Annotated in this window: 15 protein-coding genes and 4 tRNA genes; 5 read left to right on the top strand and 14 right to left on the bottom strand. The window is 70.5% G+C overall.

What is annotated here, in order from left to right; all coding sequences use genetic code 11:
• Positions 1-2: 2 nt before the first annotated feature.
• From D9R02_RS00450 to D9R02_RS00390, 13 genes are all read right to left on the bottom strand, one after another.
• Positions 3-1,664: a GTPase gene (locus D9R02_RS00450; RefSeq protein WP_019308941.1), complete on the bottom strand. Its 1,662-nt coding sequence runs from the start codon at positions 1,662-1,664 to the stop codon at positions 3-5.
• Complete coding sequence (locus D9R02_RS00445; RefSeq protein ID WP_070638618.1) at positions 1,661-3,415, bottom strand: dynamin family protein; 1,755 nt, start codon at positions 3,413-3,415, stop codon at positions 1,661-1,663. The genes D9R02_RS00450 and D9R02_RS00445 overlap by 4 nt, the downstream gene beginning before the upstream one ends.
• Positions 3,416-3,553: 138 nt before the next feature.
• Positions 3,554-3,626 (bottom strand) — tRNA-Glu (locus D9R02_RS00440).
• A gap of 159 nt (positions 3,627-3,785) precedes the next feature.
• Positions 3,786-3,857, bottom strand: a tRNA-Gln gene (locus D9R02_RS00435).
• Positions 3,858-4,053: 196 nt separating this feature from the next.
• Positions 4,054-5,574: a glutamate--tRNA ligase gene (gene gltX, locus D9R02_RS00430; RefSeq protein WP_121566099.1), complete on the bottom strand. Its 1,521-nt coding sequence runs from the start codon at positions 5,572-5,574 to the stop codon at positions 4,054-4,056.
• A 105-nt stretch (positions 5,575-5,679) separates the two neighbouring features.
• Complete coding sequence (locus tag D9R02_RS00425) at positions 5,680-6,453, bottom strand: fumarylacetoacetate hydrolase family protein (protein ID WP_121566111.1); 774 nt, start codon at positions 6,451-6,453, stop codon at positions 5,680-5,682.
• Between the two features lie 104 nt (positions 6,454-6,557).
• Positions 6,558-7,655: a branched-chain amino acid aminotransferase gene (locus tag D9R02_RS00420; protein WP_121566098.1), complete on the bottom strand. Its 1,098-nt coding sequence runs from the start codon at positions 7,653-7,655 to the stop codon at positions 6,558-6,560.
• A gap of 104 nt (positions 7,656-7,759) precedes the next feature.
• Positions 7,760-8,848 carry a 3-isopropylmalate dehydrogenase gene (locus D9R02_RS00415; RefSeq protein ID WP_121566097.1) on the bottom strand — a complete coding sequence of 363 codons (1,089 nt, stop codon included), beginning with the start codon at positions 8,846-8,848 and terminating at the stop codon, positions 7,760-7,762.
• Between the two features lie 252 nt (positions 8,849-9,100).
• The gene (metG, locus tag D9R02_RS00410; RefSeq protein WP_121566096.1) at positions 9,101-10,654 is read right to left on the bottom strand and encodes a methionine--tRNA ligase; all 1,554 of its coding nucleotides are present in this window, start codon (positions 10,652-10,654) and stop codon (positions 9,101-9,103) included.
• Between the two features lie 147 nt (positions 10,655-10,801).
• The gene (ilvC, locus tag D9R02_RS00405) at positions 10,802-11,827 is read right to left on the bottom strand and encodes a ketol-acid reductoisomerase (RefSeq protein ID WP_121566095.1); all 1,026 of its coding nucleotides are present in this window, start codon (positions 11,825-11,827) and stop codon (positions 10,802-10,804) included.
• Between the two features lie 116 nt (positions 11,828-11,943).
• Positions 11,944-12,453, bottom strand: a complete 510-nt coding sequence (gene ilvN, locus D9R02_RS00400) for an acetolactate synthase small subunit (protein WP_121566094.1) — start codon at positions 12,451-12,453, stop codon at positions 11,944-11,946.
• A gap of 3 nt (positions 12,454-12,456) precedes the next feature.
• Positions 12,457-14,334 carry an acetolactate synthase large subunit gene (locus tag D9R02_RS00395; protein ID WP_047978538.1) on the bottom strand — a complete coding sequence of 626 codons (1,878 nt, stop codon included), beginning with the start codon at positions 14,332-14,334 and terminating at the stop codon, positions 12,457-12,459.
• Positions 14,335-14,605: 271 nt separating this feature from the next.
• Positions 14,606-15,577, bottom strand: coding sequence for an NAD(P)-dependent oxidoreductase (locus D9R02_RS00390; protein ID WP_121566093.1), 972 nt, complete (start codon positions 15,575-15,577; stop codon positions 14,606-14,608).
• A gap of 164 nt (positions 15,578-15,741) precedes the next feature.
• Here D9R02_RS00390 and D9R02_RS00385 point away from each other — a divergent pair.
• Positions 15,742-15,817: transfer RNA gene (locus D9R02_RS00385), tRNA-Lys, on the top strand.
• A gap of 179 nt (positions 15,818-15,996) precedes the next feature.
• Here D9R02_RS00385 and D9R02_RS00380 read toward each other — a convergent pair.
• Positions 15,997-16,485 (bottom strand): MarR family winged helix-turn-helix transcriptional regulator, encoded by a 489-nt coding sequence (locus D9R02_RS00380; protein WP_102613448.1) that lies wholly within the window; start codon positions 16,483-16,485, stop codon positions 15,997-15,999.
• A gap of 265 nt (positions 16,486-16,750) precedes the next feature.
• Here D9R02_RS00380 and bcp point away from each other — a divergent pair, with 265 nt between their 5' ends.
• The 4 genes from bcp (at position 16,751) to D9R02_RS00360 (ending at position 20,880) form a co-directional block, all read left to right on the top strand.
• Positions 16,751-17,224: a thioredoxin-dependent thiol peroxidase gene (gene bcp, locus D9R02_RS00375; RefSeq protein ID WP_019309316.1), complete on the top strand. Its 474-nt coding sequence runs from the start codon at positions 16,751-16,753 to the stop codon at positions 17,222-17,224.
• Between the two features lie 308 nt (positions 17,225-17,532).
• Positions 17,533-17,614: transfer RNA gene (locus D9R02_RS00370), tRNA-Leu, on the top strand.
• A 57-nt stretch (positions 17,615-17,671) separates the two neighbouring features.
• Positions 17,672-19,285: an ABC transporter substrate-binding protein gene (locus tag D9R02_RS00365; protein ID WP_102613447.1), complete on the top strand. Its 1,614-nt coding sequence runs from the start codon at positions 17,672-17,674 to the stop codon at positions 19,283-19,285.
• Between the two features lie 110 nt (positions 19,286-19,395).
• Complete coding sequence (locus D9R02_RS00360) at positions 19,396-20,880, top strand: malate:quinone oxidoreductase (RefSeq protein ID WP_019309318.1); 1,485 nt, start codon at positions 19,396-19,398, stop codon at positions 20,878-20,880.
• Positions 20,881-21,004 lie beyond the last annotated feature (124 nt).

Below are 21,004 nucleotides of genomic sequence, written 5' to 3'. Positions count from 1 at the left end.
TCTCAGACCGCCGTGGCCGCTCGGGTGAGTGCCTCGCGGAACTCCTGGTGGGCGTCGAGCTCGGCGCGCACCGGGGCCTCCACCGCCTCTGCTGCGGCCTCGCGCACGGACCGCAGCAGGCGGCGTCGTACGCGAGAGGCCCGTGCGCGGGAGGCGAGTGAGGCGAGCACCGCGCCGGTGAGGGCCAGGAACAGGGCGAGCACCACCCCGGCCACGACCATGAGCGTGGGCACCGGCAGGGGGAAGCCCTCCACCGTGGGCGGCGGGGGCAGCTGCAGCTGGAAGTAGTCCGCGAGGAACAGCCCGAGCAGCCACAGCAGGCCCAGGACGGTCACGGCCATCGCCAGCCACTGCAGGACGTCGAACACGATCCACCACCACGAGGACGTGCGTGCGGAGAACTTCGTGCGCGCCACGGCCTGGTCCAGGGCGTCGGGCAGCCGCTCCTCGTGACGCCGGGCGGCACCGCGGACGCTGCGACGCCACGGCTCCCCCGCACCGTGGGAGACCTGGTCCGCGAAACCACGCACCGCGGAGTCCGCCGAGGCCTTCTGGGCCGCGTTCATGGGCGGCAGGGAGGTGCGGTGCACCCCGGGGTCCGAGTGCCGGTCGTGGGTCTCGATGTGCAGCCGCTTGAGGGGGTCCTTGCGGAACCGGGAGAGCCACCGGGTGGCGATCCAGCCCGTGTGGCGCCCGGCCCGCAGCCGGTACGAGCGTGCGGCGGCGTCGGCCACCATGTCGATCCCCGCCGCGCGGGCGAGCCCGGCGGTGAGCCGCTCGCTCGCATCCTTGTCGATCCCGTGGGGATCACCCTCCCCCGCGGCGCGGGCGAGGTTCTGCGCGGCGTGTACCACGTCCGCTTCCAGACGCGCACCCGCGGCCGCCCGCCCGGCGGCCACCTCGTGGATGCGGGCGCGCAGTGCGTCCACGCCCTCCCCCGTGCGCGCCGAGACGGCGACCGGGGCGCTGGACCCGGTGGCGGGCAGCCCGTCCTGGGCCAGCAGCTCCCGCAGCGAGCCGAGCACCGTGGGGACGTCCCGTTCCGCAAGCCTGTCCGCCTGGTTGAGGACCACCATGGTGACCGCGCCGTGGCGGGAGAGCGGCTGGACGAAGTCCTGGTGGAGCACCGCGTCCGCGTACTTCTGCGGGTCCACGACCCACACCACCACGTCCACGAGACCCACCATGCGCTGGACGATCTCCCGGTGCTCGCGGGTCACGGAGTCGAAGTCGGGGAGGTCGAGCAGCACGAGACCACCCGTGGTGGTGGCCGCCCCGCGACCGTGCCCCGAGGTCACGCTCAGCGCCGGGCCGACCACGTGGCGCTCCGCCACGTCGAGCCAGTCGAGCAGGGGCTGGCTGCCCTCGTCCCCCCACACCGCAGCCAGCGGCGCTGACGTGGTGGGCCGGCGGGCGGCCGTCCGGGCGAGCTCCTGGCCCACCACCGCATTGAACAGGCTGGACTTGCCGGATCCCGTCGCGCCGAAGAACCCCACGACCGTGTGGTCAGCGGACAGCGCCCGCCGCTGGCCCGCACGGTCGAGGGTCTGCCGGGCCTGCTGGACCACGGCGGCGTCGAGCCGGCCCTCCGCGATGTCCGTGGCCGTGGCGAGGCCCGTGATCCGTTCGGAGAGCGTGGGTGCGGTGCGGGTGCGGGGGCTCACAGGGCCTCTCCCTCCGTGCGCAGGCGGGCGGCGGCGGCGTGCAGCGCCTCCGCCGTGGGATGCTCTCCCAGCTCGTCGAGCCGGTCCAGGAACGTGCGCGCGCGGTGGTCCAGCAGGGCCCTGATCCTGGTCTCCAGGTTGCGGCGCGCCTGCTCGCTCATCCGGCGCACGGCGTCCTCACCGAACACCGCCTCGAGCAGCTTGGTGCCCACCACCCCGGAGCCGCCGGCGATCCCCACCTCCAGGCCGGTGAGACCGCCCGTGGTGGAGAACACCGCGATCATGAGGATCACGGCCAGGGCGTTCACACCCATGGACATGGCCCGCGCCCGGGTGCGTTTGCCCGCGCCCTCCTGCTGGATCATGAGCATCACGTCCGACTGCCAGTCCCGGATGCTCTGGGCGACCTCCTGCGGGAACTCGGGCGGCAGCGCCGCCAGGTCGCGCCCCGCGAGCAGCACCTGCCCGGCTGGCTCGTCCCGCCAGCGCCGCTCCGAGAGCTCGGCGGCGCGTGCCGTGTTCTCCACGACCACCGCCTGCAGGCCCGTCTCGATGGCCTCCTCCACGCGCACCTCGGGCGCCGGGCGGCCCGTGAAGAACGCGGACATCCGGTCCCGCACCCGTCCGATTCCTGCCTCCAGGCCGCGGAAGAACTCTCCGGTGCCCACGAAGTCCTGCCAGCGCGCGAGCACCTCCCCGCGCAGCAGGGTGCCGTCGCGCGTGGAGTCCACGACCGCCCGCAGCGCCTCGTCGAAGGCAGTGGTCACCTCGCGGCGCAGGTGCTCCTCGGTGTGCTCCTGGGCCGCGGCGGCCTCCGCGGTGCGCTCCGTGGTCTCGGCGAGTTCGCGCACGGCGCCGCCGAGCGTCCGCGCGGCGATGTCCGAGCGCGCGTGGGCGTCCGCACCGAGCGCCTCGAGCCAGTCCCGCAGTGGCGCGACCGCGGCGGGCGGCAGCATTCCCGTCTCGTTGAGCGGGGACTCCTCCACCACGAAGATCGGGGCCCCGTTCAGCCCCTCGGCATCCAGCATCCGCCGCAGGTCCTCCTCGATCTCCGCCGCCGACGCCGCCTGCACCCGGTCCAGGACCACGGCCACCGTGATGTCCCGGCCGGCGGCGTTGCGCAGCAGCTGCCAGGGGACGGCGTCCGCGTAGCGGTTGGCCGTGGTCACGAACAGCCAGAGGTCCGCGGCGGAGAGCAGCTGGGCCGCGAGCGCCCGGTTCTCGTCGGAGATCGAGTCCACGTCCGGTGCGTCCAGGATGGCCAGACCCTCGGGGATGCTCTCGTCCCCGAGCAGCACGAGCGAGCCGGTGTCCTCCACGGGGCCGGAGCCGCCGAAGGCCGCCCCCGGTGCCTCCGAGGGGTCGGTCATCGTTCCGCGCACCCGCGCCAGGTGCGGCAGCACCCGCTGGGTGGTGAACGCCCCGGCGTCCCGCGGGTGGTGGATCAGCAGGGGCCGCCGCGTGGTCGGGCGGATGGCGCCCGAGCGCGTCACGGGGTGGCCCACCAGGGCGTTGACAAGCGTGGACTTGCCCGCACCCGTGGAGCCGCCCACCACCGCGAGCAGCGGTGCGTCCAGGGAACGGACCCGGGGCAGGACGTAGTCGTCCAGCTGGGCCACGGCGCGGGCCGCGTTCTCGCGCTGCTGCGGGGCGCTCGCGGTGGCCAGCGGCAGAGTGGTGGCGCGGAGCAGGTCGCGTGCTTCCTCCAGTGCCTCGATGAGTGGCACGGCGGGCGTGGTCTCAGTGTTCACACGGTCATTGTGCCAGTCGTCACGGTCCCCCACTCACTCCCCACGGCCGGCCGGCAGCGCGGGCGCGGCACAGGGAGCCATCCGGACCTGGCATGCAGAAAGCCCCGGCTTCCCAAGGAAACCGGGGCTTTCACTGCGTGACCCCAGCGGGATTCGAACCCGCGTTACCGCCGTGAGAGGGCGGCGTACTAGGCCGCTATACGATGGGGCCGTGTACTTTCAGAATGATCTGGAACGCGTGCTCCGCTCATTCCTTCGTTGACGCACCAAACAGTAGCATCAACGCTGTCGTGGTCCAATTCCATCGGAGTGGCCGGAGGACCTGCCGTGCATGCTCGTCCCCACACGGAGCGTGGGGTTGCGATCAGCGCTGGGATACCAGGACTCGAACCTAGAACGACGGTACCAGAAACCGCTGTGTTGCCAATTACACCATATCCCAATGGTTGTCACCCGGCTCAGCTGCTCAATGCCGCGCAACGAGCAATAACTATACCCACTCGGCGCTCCCCTGCCAAACCGGTCCGGGCGGAACCGCTCCCCCTGCCGAGGGTGCGTCCCCGCCCGGTCCGGTGTCCGGCGTCGAGCGCGTGGGGACCGGGCGGCGTCGTGCACCGGCGGCCCTGCAACGGGCCCGTTCAGTCCTGGGCGAGACGGGCGCGCAGCGCGGTCAGGCGCGCGAGCGTGGACTGCCTGCCCAGGATCTCCAGGGACTCGAAGAGCGGCGGGGAGATCCGCTGGCCGGACACGGCGGTGCGCACGGGGCCGAACGCGAGCCGCGGTTTGATGCCCAGCCCGTCCACGATGGCCTCGCGCAGTGCGGTCTCGATGGCCGCGGCGGTGAAGTCCTCCAGCGGCTCCAGCGCCGCCAGTGCGGCGTCGAGGACCTGCGGTGCGCTCTCCTTGAGCTGCTTGGCGGCATCCTCGGCCACCACGATCTCGCCGTCCGAGCGGAACAGGAAGCCCAGCAGACCTTCGGTCTCGCCGAGCAGGTTCATGCGCTCCTGCACGAGCGGCGCGGCCTGGTCCAGGATCTCGTTCTCGCGGGGAGTCAGGGTCTCCCCCACCAGTCCGGCGGCCTGCAGGTACGGAACGAGGCGGTCGCGGAAGTCCTGCGGGTCCAGCATGCGCACGTGGGTGCCGTTGATCGCGGTGGCCTTCTTCACGTCGAAGCGGGCCGGGTTGGCCAGGACGTCGTGGATGTCGAAGTTCGCCACGAGCTGCTCGACCGTGAAGATGTCCTCGTCCGCGGACAGGGACCAGCCCAGCAGGGCCAGGTAGTTCAGCAGGCCCTCGGGGATGAAGCCGTTGTCCCGGTGGTGGAACAGGTTGGACTCCGGGTCGCGCTTGGACAGCTTCTTGTTGCCCTCGCCCATCACGTAGGGCAGGTGGCCGAACTCCGGGATGAACTCGGCCACGCCGATGGCCACGAGCGCGCGGTACAGCGCGATCTGGCGAGGGGTGGAGGACAGCAGGTCCTCCCCGCGCAGCACCTGGGTGATGCCCATGAGGGCGTCGTCCACGGGGTTCACCAGGGTGTACAGCGGCGTGCCGTTGGCGCGGGCCACCACGAAGTCCGGGACGGAGCCGGCCTTGAACGTGATCTCGCCGCGCACCAGGTCCGTGAAGGAGATGTCCTCGTCCGGCATGCGCAGCCGCAGCACCGGCTGGCGTCCCTCCGCCCGGAAGGCGGCCTTCTGCTCGTCCGTGAGGTCGCGGTCGTAGTTGTCGTAGCCGAGCTTGGGGTCCTCGCCCTTGGCGCGGTGGCGCTGCTCGACCTCGTCGGGGGTGGAGAAGTCCTCGTAGACGTACCCGCTTTCCACCAGCTTGGCCAGAACGTCCTGGTAGATCTCACCGCGCTGGGACTGCCGGTAGGGCTCGTGCGGGCCTCCCACATTCACGCCCTCGTCCCAGGTGATCCCCAGCCAGTCCAGGGCGTCGAGGATCTGCTGGAAGCTCTCCTCGGAGTCGCGCGCGGCGTCGGTGTCCTCGATGCGGAACACCAGGGTGCCGCCGGTGTGGCGTGCCCAGGCCCAGTTGAACAGAGCCGTGCGGATCAGGCCCACGTGCGGGGTGCCCGTGGGCGACGGGCAGAAGCGCACGCGCACGGGTGCGTCGGCGGGAACGGTGGGGTGCAGGGTGGAGGCGTCGTCAGTCATGATGGCGCCATTCTACGACGCCGGGTGGCGCCGCCTCACGGACGCCACCGAAGACGCCGCGGTGCCGCGGCGGCGTCGTCCACAGCTGGATGTCGATCCCGGGTGCTAGCGGCGCAGCACCGTGGTGAGCTCCCCGATTCCCTCGATCTGCACCGACAGCTGATCGCCCTCGTCCACCGCGCCCACGCCCGCGGGCGTGCCGGTGAGGATTACGTCACCGGGCAGCAGCGTGAACGCCTCGGAGACGTAGGAGACCAGGGTGGGGACGTCGAAGACCATGTCCTCGGTGCTGCCGTCCTGCTTGAGCTCGCCGTTCACGGACGAGCGCACGGACAGTGCGGCGGTGTCCAGCTCGGTCTCGATCCACGGGCCCAGGGGGCACGCACCGTCGAAGCCCTTGGCCCGGGCCCACTGCCCGTCCGTGCGCTGGGCGTCGCGGGCGGTGAGGTCGTTCGCGGCGGTGTAGCCGAACACGACCTCCGGCACGCGCTCCACCGGGACGTCCTTGCACATGCGCCCGATCACCACGGCGAGCTCGGCCTCGTAGGAGACTTCCTCGGTCCAGGCCGGCAGGGTGACCGGGTCACCCGGGCCGGAAACCGCGGTGTTCGGCTTGAAGAACAGCAAGGGTCGGCTGGGGACGTCGTTGCCCATCTCGGCGGCGTGGTCCGCGTAGTTGCGACCCACGCACACGATCTTGGAGCGCGGGATCACGGGCGAGAGCAGCCGCGCCTCGGAGACCGCCACCGTGCGGTCCAGCTCCTGGACCCCCACGTAGAGCGGGTCCCCGGTGAGGTAGCGCAGGGTCTCCTGGCCCGGCTCCCCGTGGACGGTGCCGTAGTGGATCTCGTTGTCGTGTGTGAACCGTGCGATGCGCATGCCCACAGGCTACACAGCCGCCCCCGGTCCGTTCACCACGGACGGGGGGCGGCTGCCGATCCTCGGGCCTGGTCGAGGCCGGCGGTCTGGGAAGACCGTCCGGCTCAGACCAGGCGGGTCAGCCAGCCGTGGGTGTCCTCGGCCTTGCCCGTCTGCACGTCCAGCAGCTGCTGGCGGATGGCCATGGTCACCTCACCGGGCTTCTCGTCCTCGGAGCCGATGACCTCGTCGTGGCTCACGAGTCGGCGCACCGGCGCGATGACGGCCGCGGTGCCGCACGCGAACACCTCGGTGAGGTGCCCGGAGCGCTTGCCCTCACGCCACTCGTCCAGGGTGAAGGCGCGCTCCTCCACCTGCAGACCGCGGTCCTTCGCGATCTGGATGACGGAGTCCCGGGTGATGCCCTCCAGGATGGTCCCCGTGAGCTCCGGGGTGACCACGCGGCCGTCGTCGAAGACGAAGAACACGTTCATGCCGCCGAGCTCCTCCACGGCACCCCCGCGCTCCTCGTCCAGGAACAGCACCTGGCTGCAGCCGTGGGCGTCACCCTCCATCTGGGCGATCAGTGACGCCGCGTAGTTGCCACCGCACTTGGCGGCGCCCGTTCCACCCTTGCCGGCCCGGGCGTACGTCCCGGAGAGCCAGATGTCCACGGGCTCCACGGTGCCGAAGTAGTTGCCCGCCGGGGAGGCGATCACGGAGAACAGCGCCTCCTTGGAGGGGCGCACCCCCAGGAAGGGCTCGGTGGCGATCATGAACGGCCGCAGGTACAGGGACTCGCCGTCACCGGAGGGAACCCACGCCTGGTCCTGGGTCACGAGCTCCCGCACCGCGTCCACGAAGGTCTCCTCGGGCAGCGTGGGCAGCGCCAGGCGCTGGGCGGAACGGTTCAGGCGGGCGGCGTTCGCCTCCGGACGGAAGCTCCACACGGACCCGTCCCCGTGCCGGTAGGCCTTGAGACCCTCGAAGATTTCCTGCCCGTAGTGCAGCACGGTCGTGGAGGGGTCCAGGCTGATCGGGCCGTAGGGTTGCAGCCGCGCGTTGTCCCACCGGCCGGTGCCCTGCTGGACGTCCCCCTGCCAGTCGATGCAGACCATGTGGTCCGTGAAGAACTTCCCGAACCCCGGGTTCTGCAGGACCGCCTCGCGCACCTCGTCCGTGGCGGGGTGCGGGTTGAGCTGCCTGGCGAATTCTGTGGTCACGAATGTTCTCCTTCGACCGTTCGGGTCACGCTCCGTGGTGGTGCGGACCGGACGTGATGTGTGTCTCTCACAGTATGCAGGGTCGTGCGCACCCGCCGTGGCAGCTACGCGCCGTCCGCGCCCAGCTGCGCCACGACGTCGTCCCCCGCCTGCGCCGTGCTCCGCCGGGTGGTGCCGCGCAGGCGCAGGTCCTCGCGGACGGCGCGGTCGATGCGCGCGGCGAGCTCCGGGTGACCGAGGTGCTCGAGCATCATGGCCCCCGCAAGGATCGCGGCGGTGGGCTGGGCGGTGCCGGTCCCGGCGATGTCCGGGGCGGAGCCGTGCACGGGTTCGAACATGGAGGGGGCGGTGCGGTCCGCGTTGATGTTGCCGCTCGGCGCCAGGCCGACCCCGCCGGTGACGGCCCCGGCCTGGTCCGTGAGGATGTCCCCGAAGAGGTTGTCGGTGACGATCACGTCGAAACGCGCCGGATCCGTGGTCATGAAGATCGTGGCCGCGTCCACGTGCATGTAGTCCACCGTGACGTCCGGGTACTGCTCTGCGACCTGGTCCACGGTGCGCTGGTAGATCCGGCCCGCGTTGACCAGCACGTTGTGCTTGTGGACCAGCGTGAGCTTCTTGCGTTCCCGGCTGCGCGCCAGCTCGAACGCGTAGCGCACCAGGCGGCGGACCCCGTGGGCCGTGTTGACGGAGACCTCGGTGGCGATCTCGTGCTCCGTGCCCGTGCGCAGGGTTCCGCCGTTGCCCGCGTAGAGCCCCTCGGTGCCCTCGCGCACCACCACGAAGTCGATGTCGCCGGGCTCGGCGAGCGGACTCGTGGTGCCCGGGTACAGGGTGGCCGGGCGCAGGTTGATGTAGTGGTCGAAGCCGAAGCGCAGCTTGAGCAGCAGGTCGCGTTCCAGGATCCCGGAGGGCACCCGCTTGTCGTTGGGAGCGGCACCCACGGCACCGAAGAGGATCGCGTCATGAGCGCGCAGCCGCTCCATGGTGTCGTCGTGGAGCACCTCGCCCGTGGCCAGCCAGTGCTCGGCCCCGAGCGGGTACTCCGTCCTCTCCAGGGTGATCCCGGCGGGCTCCGTCACGGCGTCGAGGACCTTGACGGCCTCGGCCACCACCTCCGGACCGATCCCGTCGCCGGGGAGGACGGCGATCGAGTGGCGGCGGGCGGTCTCGGCGGCAGTGGTTTCGCTCATGGGCCCACAGTAGGGGCGTGCGGGCGGCCGTATCCACATCATGAATGCCCGTTCCACATCGTGAGACTGAGGCCCGCCCTTCCGCGTTGTCGTGGCGGGCGCGGCCACCCGCGGGAACGACGCCGCCCGCCGACGCCGCGGGGTGCGGCACCGACGGGCGGCGTCGAGCTGCGGGAAACGCATCACCCGTGGACGCGGCGTGGTCCGTGAGCAGGATGCAGTCCACGGACGCGGCGCGCCCGCTCGGAGGGGTCAGTCCGCGAGCGCGGCGGGCTCCTCGTAGCGCGGGAACACACCGCTCGGCTTGGGCAGCGCCGTGCCGGGGGCCAGGCGCGTGCCCAGGGCGGAGAACATCCGTGCCTCACCCTCGGGCTGGCCGAGCTGCTCCAGCAGGCGGGCCATGGAGCCGGGCATCACCGGCTGCACCAGGATGGCCACGATGCGCAGCACCTCGGCGGTCACGTACAGCACGGTGGCCATGCGCTCGGGGTCGGTCTTGCGCAGCACCCACGGCTCCTGCGCCGTGAAGTAGCGGTTTGCGGAGGCGATCACGCGCCACACGGACTCCAGCCCGCGGTGGAAGGCGAGCGCGTCGAAGGCCGCCCGGTAGTCGGCCACCACGTCCTCGGCCTGCTGGAGCATCGCGAGGTCCTCGGCCGTGAACTCACCGGGCTCGGGAACCTCCCCACCGAGGTTCTTCGCGACCATCGAGAGGCTGCGCTGGGCCAGGTTGCCGAGGTCGTTGGCCAGGTCCGAGTTGATCCGCCCGGCAATGGCGTCGTGCGAGTAGTTCCCGTCCTGGCCGAAAGGCACCTCGCGCAGCAGGAAGAACCGCAGCTGGTCCAGCCCGTACTCCTCCACCATCGCGTGGGGGTCGATCACGTTGCCCACGGACTTGGACATCTTCTCGCCCTGGTTGAACAGGAAGCCGTGGGCGAAGACCTTCCACGGCAGCTCGATCCCCGCGGACATCAGGAACGCCGGCCAGTACACCGCGTGGAAGCGCGCGATGTCCTTGCCGATCAGGTGCACGGACGCGGGCCAGAACTCGCGGAACAGCGGCGCGTCCGTGTCCGGGAAACCCAGCCCGGTGAGGTAGTTGGTCAGCGCGTCCACCCACACGTACATCACGTGGTCCGGGTTGCCCGGCACGGGCACGCCCCAGTCGAAGGTGGTGCGGGAGATCGAGAGGTCCTGCAGTCCCCCGCCCACGAAGGACGCGATCTCGTGCGAGCGGGTCTCGGGCTGCACGAAGTCCGTGCGGTACAGCTCCAGCAGGCGGTCCTGGTAGCGCGAGAGCCGGAAGAAGTAGCTCTCCTCCTCGGTCCACGTCAGCTCCGTGCCGGTGCCGATCGAGTAGCGCTGCCCGTCCGCGCGCACCTCGGTCTCGTCCTCGGCGTAGTAGGCCTCGTCCCGCACGGAGTACCACCCGGCGTAGGTGTCCAGGTAGATGTCGCCGTTGGCCTCCATGCGCTTCCACAACTCCTGCGAGGCCGCGGCGTGGTCCTCGTCCGTGGTGCGGATGAAGCGGTCGTAGGAGATCCCCAGCTCGTCGTCCATCTCCCGGAACCGTGCCGAGTTCGCGTCCGCGAGCTCGCGCGGGGTGGTGCCGAGCTTCTCCGCGGTCTGCTGCATCTTCTGCCCGTGCTCGTCCGTGCCGGTCTGGAACCGGGTGCCGAACCCGTCCAGGCGCTTGAAGCGCACCAGCGTGTCCGCGGCGATCGCCTCGTAGGCGTGGCCGATGTGCGGCGCTCCGTTCGGGTAGGAGATGGCCGTGGTCGCGTAGAAGGGGTTCAGCTGAGTCACCCCTCCACTCTATCGACCCGCGCCCACCTTCCCCGCCCGGTGCTCCGCCGCGCACCGGCCCCGGACCCGCCACCGGGCCCGCCGCTCCCGCGCACGGCACCACCTGGTACGACGACGCCGCGGGCGACGGGACCGCGCGAACGCGGATCAGCGCGCGGCGGTGCCCTCGGTGTAGTCCGCGTCCGTCTGCTCCCACGCGAACAGCGAGCGCAGCTTGCGACCCGTGGTCTCCACCGGGTGCTGCTCCTCCTTGGCGCGCAGCTCCTTGAACTCCTTGGCGCCGGAGGCCTGGTCCTTCATGAAGCGGTCCGCGAAGGCGCCGTTCTGGATGTCCGCAAGGACCTCCTGCATGCGCTCCTTGACCTCGGGCTGGATCACGCGGGGACCGGAGACGTAGTCGCCGTACTCGGCGGTGTCGGAGCAGGACCAGCGCTGCTTGGCGATCCCGCCCTCGACCATGAGGTCCACGATCAGCTTGAGCTCGTGCAGCACCTCGAAGTACGCGATCTCGGGCTGGTAGCCGGCCTCGGTCAGGGTCTCGAAGCCGTACTGGACGAGGTGGGAGACGCCGCCGCACAGCACGGCCTGCTCGCCGAAGAGGTCCGACTCGGTCTCCTCGGTGAAGGTGGTCTCGATGACGCCGGCGCGGGTGCCGCCGATCCCCTTGGCGTAGGACAGGGCGAGCTGCAGGGCGTTGCCGGAGGCGTCGACCTCCACGGCCACCAGGTCTGGCACACCGCGCCCGGCCTCGAACTCGCGGCGCACCGTGTGGCCGGGACCCTTGGGGGCGACCATGGCCACGTCCACGCCCTGGGGCGCCTCGATGTAGCCGAAGCGAATGTTGAAGCCGTGCGCGAAGAAGATCGCGTCGCCCTCCTGGAGGTTGTCCTTGATGGACTCCTCGTAGACCTGCGCCTGGACCTGGTCCGGGGTCAGGATCATGATGACGTCCGCCTCCTTGGCGGCGTCGGCGATGCTCATCACCTGCAGCCCCTCGGCCTCGGCCTTGGCGCGGGACTTCGAGCCCTCGTTGAGGCCGATGCGGACGTCCACGCCGGAGTCGCGCAGGTTCAGCGCGTGGGCGTGGCCCTGCGAGCCGTAGCCGATGATGGCCACGGAGCGGTTCTGGATGATCGAGAGGTCGGCGTCGTCGTTGTAGTAGATCTTTGCCATGAGCTTGCTCTGTCTCCTTGGGTAGCGGGTGGGGTTCTCGTGGGGCCCGACGCCGCGGGGCGGCGGGCCGGTCCGGGGTGCCCGGTCGACGGTGCGAGCCGGCAGGGCCCGGTGGATCAGTGGCGCAGTGCGCGGTCGGACATGGACTTGGGGCCGCGGCCCAGGGCCACGGTGCCAGCGCGGACGATCTCCCGGATCCCGAAGGGCTCCAGGACGTCGAGCAGCGCGTGGATCTTGTCGCGGGAGCCCGTGGACTCGATCACCACGGACTCCGTGGAGACGTCCACGATGGTCGCACGGAAAAGGTCCGCGGCCTGGGTGACCTGCAGCCGGGTGGCGGCGTCCGCGCGGACCTTGACCATGATGTGGTCGCGCTGCACGGAGGACTCCGGGGTGAGCTCCACGATCTTGATCACGTTGACCAGCTTGTTCAGCTGCTTGGTGACCTGCTCGAGCAGCTCACCGTCCGCGTCCACCACCACGGTGATCCGGGAGATCCCGGACAGCTCCGTGGGGCCCACGGCCAGGGAGTGGATGTTGAAGGCGCGGCGGGCGAAGAGTCCCGCCACCCGGGTCAGCACGCCCGGCCTGTCCTCCACCAGGACGGAGAGGGTGTGTCGGCTCATGGATCAGTCCTCCGTGTTCCACTCGGGCGTCATGTTGCGGGCGATCTGGATCTGGTCGTTGGAGACCCCGGCGGGGACCATGGGCCACACCATGGCGTCCGCGGAGACCACGAAGTCGATGACCACCGGGCGGTCGTTGATCTCCAGCGCCTTCTGGATGGTGGCGTCCACGTCCTCGTCCCGCTCGCACCGCAGGGCCGCGCAGCCGTAGGCCTCGGCGAGTTTCACGAAATCCGGGATGCGGCGCGAGTCGTGGCCCGTGTTCAGCTCCGTGTTGGAGTACCGCCCGTCGTAGAACAGGGTCTGCCACTGGCGCACCATGCCCAGCGAGGAGTTGTTGATCACCGCCACCTTGATGGGGATGTCGTTGATCACGCACGTGGCCAGCTCCTGGTTGGTCATCTGGAAGCAGCCGTCCCCGTCGATGGCCCACACCACGCGGTCCGGCTGGCCCACCTTGGCGCCCATGGCCGCGGGGACCGCGAAGCCCATGGTGCCCAGGCCGGCCGAGTTCAGCCACTGCCGGGGCCGCTCGTAGTCCACGAACTGTGCGGACCACATCTGGTGCTGGCCCACGCCCGAGGCGTATACGGCCTCGGGGCCCGTCAGAGCGGAGATCCGCTCGATCACGTGCTGCGGGCTGCCGTGGCCGTCCTCCGTGCGGGTGTAGCCCAGGGGGTAGGTCTCCGTGAGGGAGTCCAGGGCCTGCCACCAGGTGCTGAGGTCCGGCGCCCCGGTCTCCTCGAACTCCTGGCGCACCGCCTGGGTGAGGTCGGGGATCACGGACGCCAGGTCCCCGACGATCGGCACGTCCGCGATCCGGTTCTTGGAGATCTCCGCGGGGTCGATGTCCGCGTGGATCACCTTGGCGTTCGGCGCGAAGGTGTCCAGCTGGCCGGTCACGCGGTCGTCGAAGCGTGCACCCAGCGTGATGAGCAGGTCCGCCTGCTGCATGGCGTACACCGCGGGCACCGTGCCGTGCATCCCGGGCATCCCCAGGTTCTGCCGGTGGGAGTCCGGGAAGATCCCGCGGGCGGTCAGCGTGGTGACCACGGGGGCACCCGTGAGCTCCGCCAGCTCCGCGAGCTCTGCCGGGGCGTTGGCGCGCATGGCGCCGCCGCCCGTGTAGAGCACGGGACGCTCGGCGGCGGCGATCAGCCGCGCGGCCTCCCTGATCTGCTTGGAGTGCCCCCGCGTCACCGGGCGGTAGCCGGCCAGCTCCACGTGCGGGGGCCAGCTGAAGGTCAGCTGCCCCTGCTGGGCGTCCTTGGCCACGTCCACGAGCACCGGGCCCGGCCGGCCCGTTGACGCCAGGTGGTAGGCCTCCGCAAGCACCCGCGGGATGTCCTCGGGGTCGGTCACCAGGTAGGAGTGCTTGGTCACCGGCATGGTCATGCCCACGATGTCCGCCTCCTGGAAGGCGTCGGTGCCGATCGAGGAGCTCGCCACCTGGCCCGTGATGGCCAGCATGGGGATGGAGTCCATGTTGGCGTCCGCCAGGGCCGTGACCAGGTTGGTGGCACCGGGACCCGAGGTGGCGATGCACACGCCCACCCGGCCCGAGGCGAGCGCATAGCCCTCGGCGGCGTGGCCAGCACCCTGCTCGTGGCGCACCAGCACGTGGTTGATCTTCTCGGTGTCCAGCAGCGGGTCGTACGTGGGAAGGATCGCGCCGCCGGGCAGCCCGAACACGTCCGTGACGCCGAGCATCTCGAGCGAGCGGATGATCGCCTGGGAGCCCGTCATCTGCTCAGGGGCGACGACGTCCGCGGCGTGGCCCGTCAGGTGGACCCGGTCCGAGTCCGCGGTCTGGGCAGTGGGCCCGGACGGGGTGCTCCGCTGGGCCATCACCGCCGGTGAGATCGGCTGGTCCTTGCTCATGGGGCTGTGTCCTTACGTGCGTGGTGGTGACGGTGCCGGACGGGGTGGTGTTCGGCGGGAGAGGGCGGGGGTGGTGTCCTCGTACATGAATAAAGGCCCTGTCCACGGGTTCCGTGGGCTGAGGGCCTTGGCGGTGTGCGCGTCGCAGCTCCTCAGGCCGGTCGTCCAATGAGGGCGACCAGGACGAGGACCTGGATGATGCGCTGTGCCGAATTCATGTCCCCATGGTGTGACGCAGCGAACCCGAGTGTCAATCGGCGGACAAGTCATCTCACATCATGAGACGACCGGGCTGGACCAGGAACTGCGGCGAGCGCCCCTGACGCAGACGCTCCAGCTGCTCCAGGACCAGGCGCCGCATCCGGGGCCGGTAGGACGCGTTGGAGCCGCCCACGTGGGGCAGCACGATCGACCCCGCAGCGCCCATGAGGGGGTGCTCGCCGGGCAGCGGTTCGGGATCCACCACGTCGAGTGCACACCTCAGCCGCCCCGCGCACACCTCGGACGTGAGGGCGGCGGTGTCGACCACCGGCCCCCGCCCCACGTTGACCACCAGGGCGTCGTCGGGCAGCCGGGAGAGCATCTCCCGATCCACCAGACCGACCGTGGAAGCCGTGAGCGGCAGCGCGAGCACCAGGATGTCCGTGCGGGGAAGGATCTCCCCCAGCTCGTCGGTGCCGTGGACGTGGCCGGCGGCATCGTCCCGCGCGGAGGAGGCCACACGCGTGAGCTGCACCTCGAAGGGCCGGAGCCTGGAGGCCACCGCGCCGCCGATCTCCCCCACCCCCACCACGGTCACCCGTGAGTCCGCGACCGCACGGGAGTGGTAGGTCCGGTACACGCCCTCGGCCTGCTGCCGCACACCGCGGTCCAGCTCCCGCTGCGCCGCAATGATCAGCCCCAGGGCGATCTCCGCGGTCCCCGCGGCGTGCACCCAGCCGGCCGCCGCGAGAGCGGTGCCTTCCCCCAGGAGCTCGGGAACGCCGTCGTACCCCGTGGACTGCAGCTGCAGGAGCGAGACGTCCCGCAGCACCGAAGGGTCCTTGCGCCACCTGTTGCTGTCGTAGGGAGCCACCGCGATGTCCACCTCGTGGCGTGCACACTCCTGCGGCTCGCCCACCAGGTCCCACAGCACGCACCGGAAGTCCGGCGCCTCGGCGGCGACCTCCTCGAGCAGCCACGGGTCCGGCAGGGACAGGACCGTCAGGGAGTCGAGCGGGACACGATCGGCGGGGGCACTCATGTCCGTGATTCTACGGCGGGAGCACGGGTGCGGGAGCCGCGGGACAACCGGCGAGGAACCGCCCCGACCCCCGATTTGACTCCCCCGGTCGGACTGCTAAAGTTATCTCTCGTTGCGAGGGAGAAGGCAACGGCGAAACGCCAAAACCCGAACCAGCAGCACCCGCGCCTCTAGCTCAATTGGCAGAGCAATTGACTCTTAATCAATGGGTTCAGGGTTCAAGTCCCTGGGGGCGCACCACGTCGAAAGCCGGACCGCATCAGCGGTCCGGCTTTCGTCATGTTCGCAGTGCGCACGGTACGCCGTGCGGGTTCCGAGCAGGGCGGGATCCTCGCCCCCCGCAGTCGAAGGCCGCCAGGCCCTGCGGGTGACGTGTCGCCGACGGCCGCGCAGGGCGGATCAGCGACGGCGCGCCACGGTCAGTGGGTCTGCAGACCCCCGCAGTTCTTCGCGTCGCACGCGGCGCGGTCCTCCTCAACCTCCCGGCGCCAGCGCGCACCGCCGAGGGATGAGATGATCTCCACGAGCCGGCACCGGAACTCCTCGTCGGAGTCCTGGCCGCCACCCAGCAGGCCCTGCTCGATGTGTGCGGCACGTTCCAGCACACCCTCCCCCACCGGAGAGATGCTCACCACGTGGGAGCGGCGGTCGCGTTCGTTCTTGGCGCGGGAAATGTGCCCGTGGGCCTCGAGCCGGTGCAGGGTCTTGCCCATGGTCTGCGCCTGGACGCGCACTTCCTGCGCCAGCTGCGCCTGGGTCATGCTGCCCTTCGAGTGCAGGACGTCCAGAGCCATCACGCCGGCGTGGGTGACCCCGAGGGACGCGAGTTCCTCGTTCCAGGCGTGCTCCACGAGCCGTGCCGCGGTGGACAGCAGACGGTTCGTGGGCCACTGGTTCCTGTACGACATAAGACGATTGTATCCACTCGGTGCGTTTCGGACTCTTTACAGTAAAGCGCGAGGGCAGTCAAGATGCCGCAGGAAGCCGCTCCCCCGACGGGGCGTTTCCGCAGGCGCACGACGTCGATTCGATCGACCCGCAGCGGCAACCCCCCCCGGTCGCCGGGATCCCCGCAGCGCGCCCGAGCATGGCATGCTCGATCTGCACCCCTGCACTGTACGCGAGGTTGCACAATTTAGGGAACATCTGTCACCACACACGGAGGACTGCAGCATGAGCGCGCGCCTGAACCCAGGGGACACCGCCCCCGACTTCACCCTGTCCGACGCCCAGGGCCGGCCGGTGTCCCTGCGCGAGCTGCGCGGGGAGAACGTGATCCTCTACTTCTACCCGCGCGCGGCGACCCCCGGATGCACCACCCAGGCCTGCGACTTCCGGGACAACCTGGCCTCCCTCTCCGGCGCGGGCTACCGCGTGGTCGGGATCTCCCCCGACGCCCCCGCAGCCCTGGCGGAGTTCACCGCCGACCACGACCTCGGCTTCCCCTTGCTCTCGGACGAGGACCACAGCGTGGCGGAGGCCTACGGCGCCTGGGGCGAGAAGAAGAACTACGGCAAGGTCTCCGAAGGGCTCATCCGCTCCACGGTGGTCCTGGACGAGCAGGGCACGGTGGCCCTGGCCCAGTACAACGTGCGCGCCACGGGGCACGTGGCCAAGCTCCGCAGGGATCTGGGCATCGACTCCTGACCTCAGCGCCGTCCAGGGCGCGTCCTGGGACACGGGCGCGCCGCGGGTCCGCGGCGCCACGGTGCGCGGACGACGCCGCCAGCCCACCTCCGCCCGCACGGGCGCCCCGCGCCGAGCGCGCCACCCGGCGTGAGAGCTCCGCGCTGCTCCGTCCGGGGAACGTGGCACCGCCCGGCCGAGCGGCGTCGGCCCGTGGTCACGGCGCGGCGCGCACCCCCGCTCTCCCGGCGAAACCCGGGCGACGACTGGTTAGGATGGGGGACGATCTCGGGAGGTCGTGTGGGTGACCACCGGCACGCCCGAGGACGGCGCGAGTGGTGGAACTGGCAGACACGCAGGATTTAGGTTCCTGTGCCTCACGGCGTGCGGGTTCGATTCCCGTCTTGCGCACAGCACGGCTGGGGACCGCCACCCAGAAGACGACCAGAACGGCAGGAAGGTGCGCGGGTGACGGCTGAGAAGGCTTTCGGGCGACGCACGCTCTTCGCTGCCGCCGGCCTCGGTCTCGGCCTCTCGATCTCGGGATGCGGGGACAGGAGCACCCGTTCGGGGGCGAGCGCACCCCCACCGCAGGCATCCTTCGTGCTGGCACACGCCGCGGCACCCACGGGGCTGGATCCCTCCCGGCGCACGTCCCAGGAGACGTCACGGGTCTCCACCCAGGTCCTGGAGGGTCTCGTGGCCGCGGACCGCTCCACGGGTGAGCCCTCCCCGGCACTCGCGGAGTCCTGGGTGGTCGCGGACGACCGGCGCTCCGTCACCTTCACCCTGCGCGAGGACGTGACGTTCCACGACGGCACGGAGTTCGACGCGGCAGCGGTCAAGGCCAACTTCGACAAGTGGCAGGCCCAGGCGGAATCCCCAGAGGCCTGGGCACGCCAGTGCGCGTTCGCCACCACGTTCCGCCACGGTTCACCGGACCCGAGGGTCAGCACGTGCTACGCGGGAGTGGACGTGGCGGACGAGCGCACCGTGGTGCTCCGACTGACCCGCCCCTACACGCCGCTGCTCTCCGCGCTCACCCAGCCCGCCTTCGCCATGTCCTCCCCCGAGAGCATCCGCGCGGGCACCGAGGACCAGCACCTCGTGGGCACCGGCCCCTTCAGACTGGACTCCGCAACACCCGAGTCCGTGAAGCTGCTCGCCCACGAGGACTACTGGGGTGAGCTCGGAAGCGTGGGAACTCTCGAGCTGCGGGTCGTCCCCGACCCCGAGGTCCGCTGCGCCGCCCTGCTCACGGGTGAGGTGGACGCCTACGACCTCGTGGGGCTGGACGACTTCGCACCGCTGGCGCGGGAGGGCATCCAGGTGCTCTACCGGGACCCCTACGCCGTGTCCTACCTGGGACTCAACCAGCGGGTCCGTGCGTTCCAGGACCTGGACGTGCGCCGAGCCGTCGCCGCCGCCATCGACCGCGGGTCACTGGCCAAGTCCCTGTACCCCAACGGGACCAACGTGGCGGACCAGTTCGTGCCCGCACGTTTCAACGTCAACGGGGACAACCTGCAGATCCCCGGCTACGACCCCCAGCACGCCAAGGACCTGCTCAAGAAGAGTTCTTACCGTGGCGAACGGCTGCGTTTCCTCTACCCCCGCCACACGTCCAGGATGTACCTTCAGGAACCGGAACGGGTGTACGCCCAGATCTCGGCGCAACTCACCCGCGTGGGCTTCCGCCTGCAGCCGGTGCCCATGGACTGGGACGAGGGCTACCTCGATGCGGTGTCCACCCCGGATGGGGACCACGCGTTCAGCCTCCTCGGGTGGAGCGGCAGCTTCCGGGACCCGGACAGTTTCATGGCCCCGCTGCTCAGCGCACCGCAGGCGCGCCTGGGGTTCGACGACGCCGGGCTGATGACCGCGGTCAACCGCGCCGCGGGCATGCCCCAGGGCGATTCCCGCACCAGCGCGTACAAGACCCTCAACGACCGCGTGTCCGAGGAGATGCCGGCCGTGCCGCTGTCCCACCCCGTCTCCGCGGTGGCCGTGAGCTCCCGGGTGGTGAACTACCCGCTGACCTCCACGGGCTTCGAGCGCTTCAACGATCTGGAGCTCGCCTGAGCCGCTTCGCTGCCAGCTCGCGCGTTGGGAGTTGACCCTGGCTGGGGATACCCTGGACCGTGAACGTCCAGGCGCAGTGCCGCGCCGCACATGCACGCACGGGAGAAACAGTGACTTCACCTCAGCCCACCGAAACCGCCGATGTCGTCCTCGTGGGCGCCGGCATCATGAGCGCCACGCTCGCCACCCTGCTCAACGACCTCCAGCCCGACTGGAAGATGGTGGTCCTCGAGCGTCTGGACGCGGCTGGGCTGGAGAGCTCCAACGCCTGGAACAACGCCGGCACCGGGCACTCCGCCCTGTGCGAGCTCAACTACGCCCCGCAGGCTGCCGACGGAACCGTCAGCGCGGACAAGGCGCTGAACATCAACGAGCAGTTCCAGGTGACCCGCCAGCTCTGGAGCTCGCTGGTGGAGAACGGCACGCTGCAGGACCCCGGCTCCTTCATCAACTCGGTGCCCCACATCTCCATGGTCTTCGGTGAGGAGCATGCGAACTACCTGCGCGCGCGCTACGACGCCTTCAAGCCGAACAAGCTGTTCGAGCGCATGGAGTTCACCGAGGACCGCAGCGTGATCGCGGACTGGGCTCCGCTGACCATGCACGGACGCGGCGCGGGGCGGGTGGCCGCCACCTTCGCTCCCGAGGGCACGGACGTGGACTTCGGCGCGCTCACCAACCAGCTTCTCGACCACCTCCGGGGGCGCAACGTCTCCGTGCAGTACGGCCAGCAGGTGACCACCCTCAAGCGGCAGAGCGACGGTTCGTGGCTGGTGTCCGTGGAGGACCGTCTCAACAGCGACAACAACCGCGTGATCCGCGCCGGGTTCGTGTTCCTGGGCGCGGGCGGCGGTGCGCTGCCGCTGCTGCAGAAGTCGGGCATCAAGGAGGCCAAGGGCTTCGGCGGCTTCCCCGTGTCCGGCCTGTTCCTGCGCAACACCGACCCCACCGTCACCGCGCAGCACAACGCCAAGGTCTACGGCCAGGCCTCCGTGGGCGCGCCTCCGATGTCCGTCCCCCACCTGGACACCCGGTACGTCAACGGACGCCGCGCCATCATGTTCGGCCCCTACGGAGGGTTCAAGCCGAACTTCCTCAAGAAGGGGTCCCTGCTGGACCTGCCCAAGAGCGTGCGCGCGCACAACCTCTACCCCATGACCCGCGCCGGGATGGCCAACCTCGACCTCGTAAAGTACCTCATGGGCGAGCTGACCAAGACCCGGTCCCAGCGGATCGACGCCCTGCACGAGTACTACCCCACGGCGGACGGGTCCCAGTGGGAGCTCATCGAGGCCGGGCAGCGCGTCCAGGTCATGAAGTCCGACCCCAAGAAGGGCGGCGTGCTGCAGTTCGGCACCGAGCTGGTCACCAGCGCGGACGGTTCCATCGGGGCCCTGCTGGGCGCCTCCCCCGGAGCATCCACGGCCGTGCCGATCATGCTCAACCTGCTCTCCCGCTGCTTCCCGGCCAAGCTGTCCGAGTGGGAGCCCCGGATCAAGGAGCTGATTCCCGCCTACGGCGTCAAGCTCAACGACAACCCGCGGCTGGCTGACGAGATCATGGGCCACACCGCGTCCGTTCTCGGCATCGACTGAGACCACCACAGTCTCCCGCGGGGGCCGTTGCGCTGCGTGCGCAACGCCCCCCGCGCCGTCGTGTGCCCCTTTGCGTGGACAGGCACGAGGCCCCCGGCCAGAAGTGTGGACACGTCCCGGGAGA

This window comes from Kocuria rhizophila (genome assembly GCF_003667225.1).
Lineage (GTDB): Bacteria > Actinomycetota > Actinomycetes > Actinomycetales > Micrococcaceae > Kocuria > Kocuria rhizophila.
The sequence above is the reverse complement of the archived record's forward strand: the minus strand, read 5'-3'. Positions and strand labels throughout refer to the sequence as shown.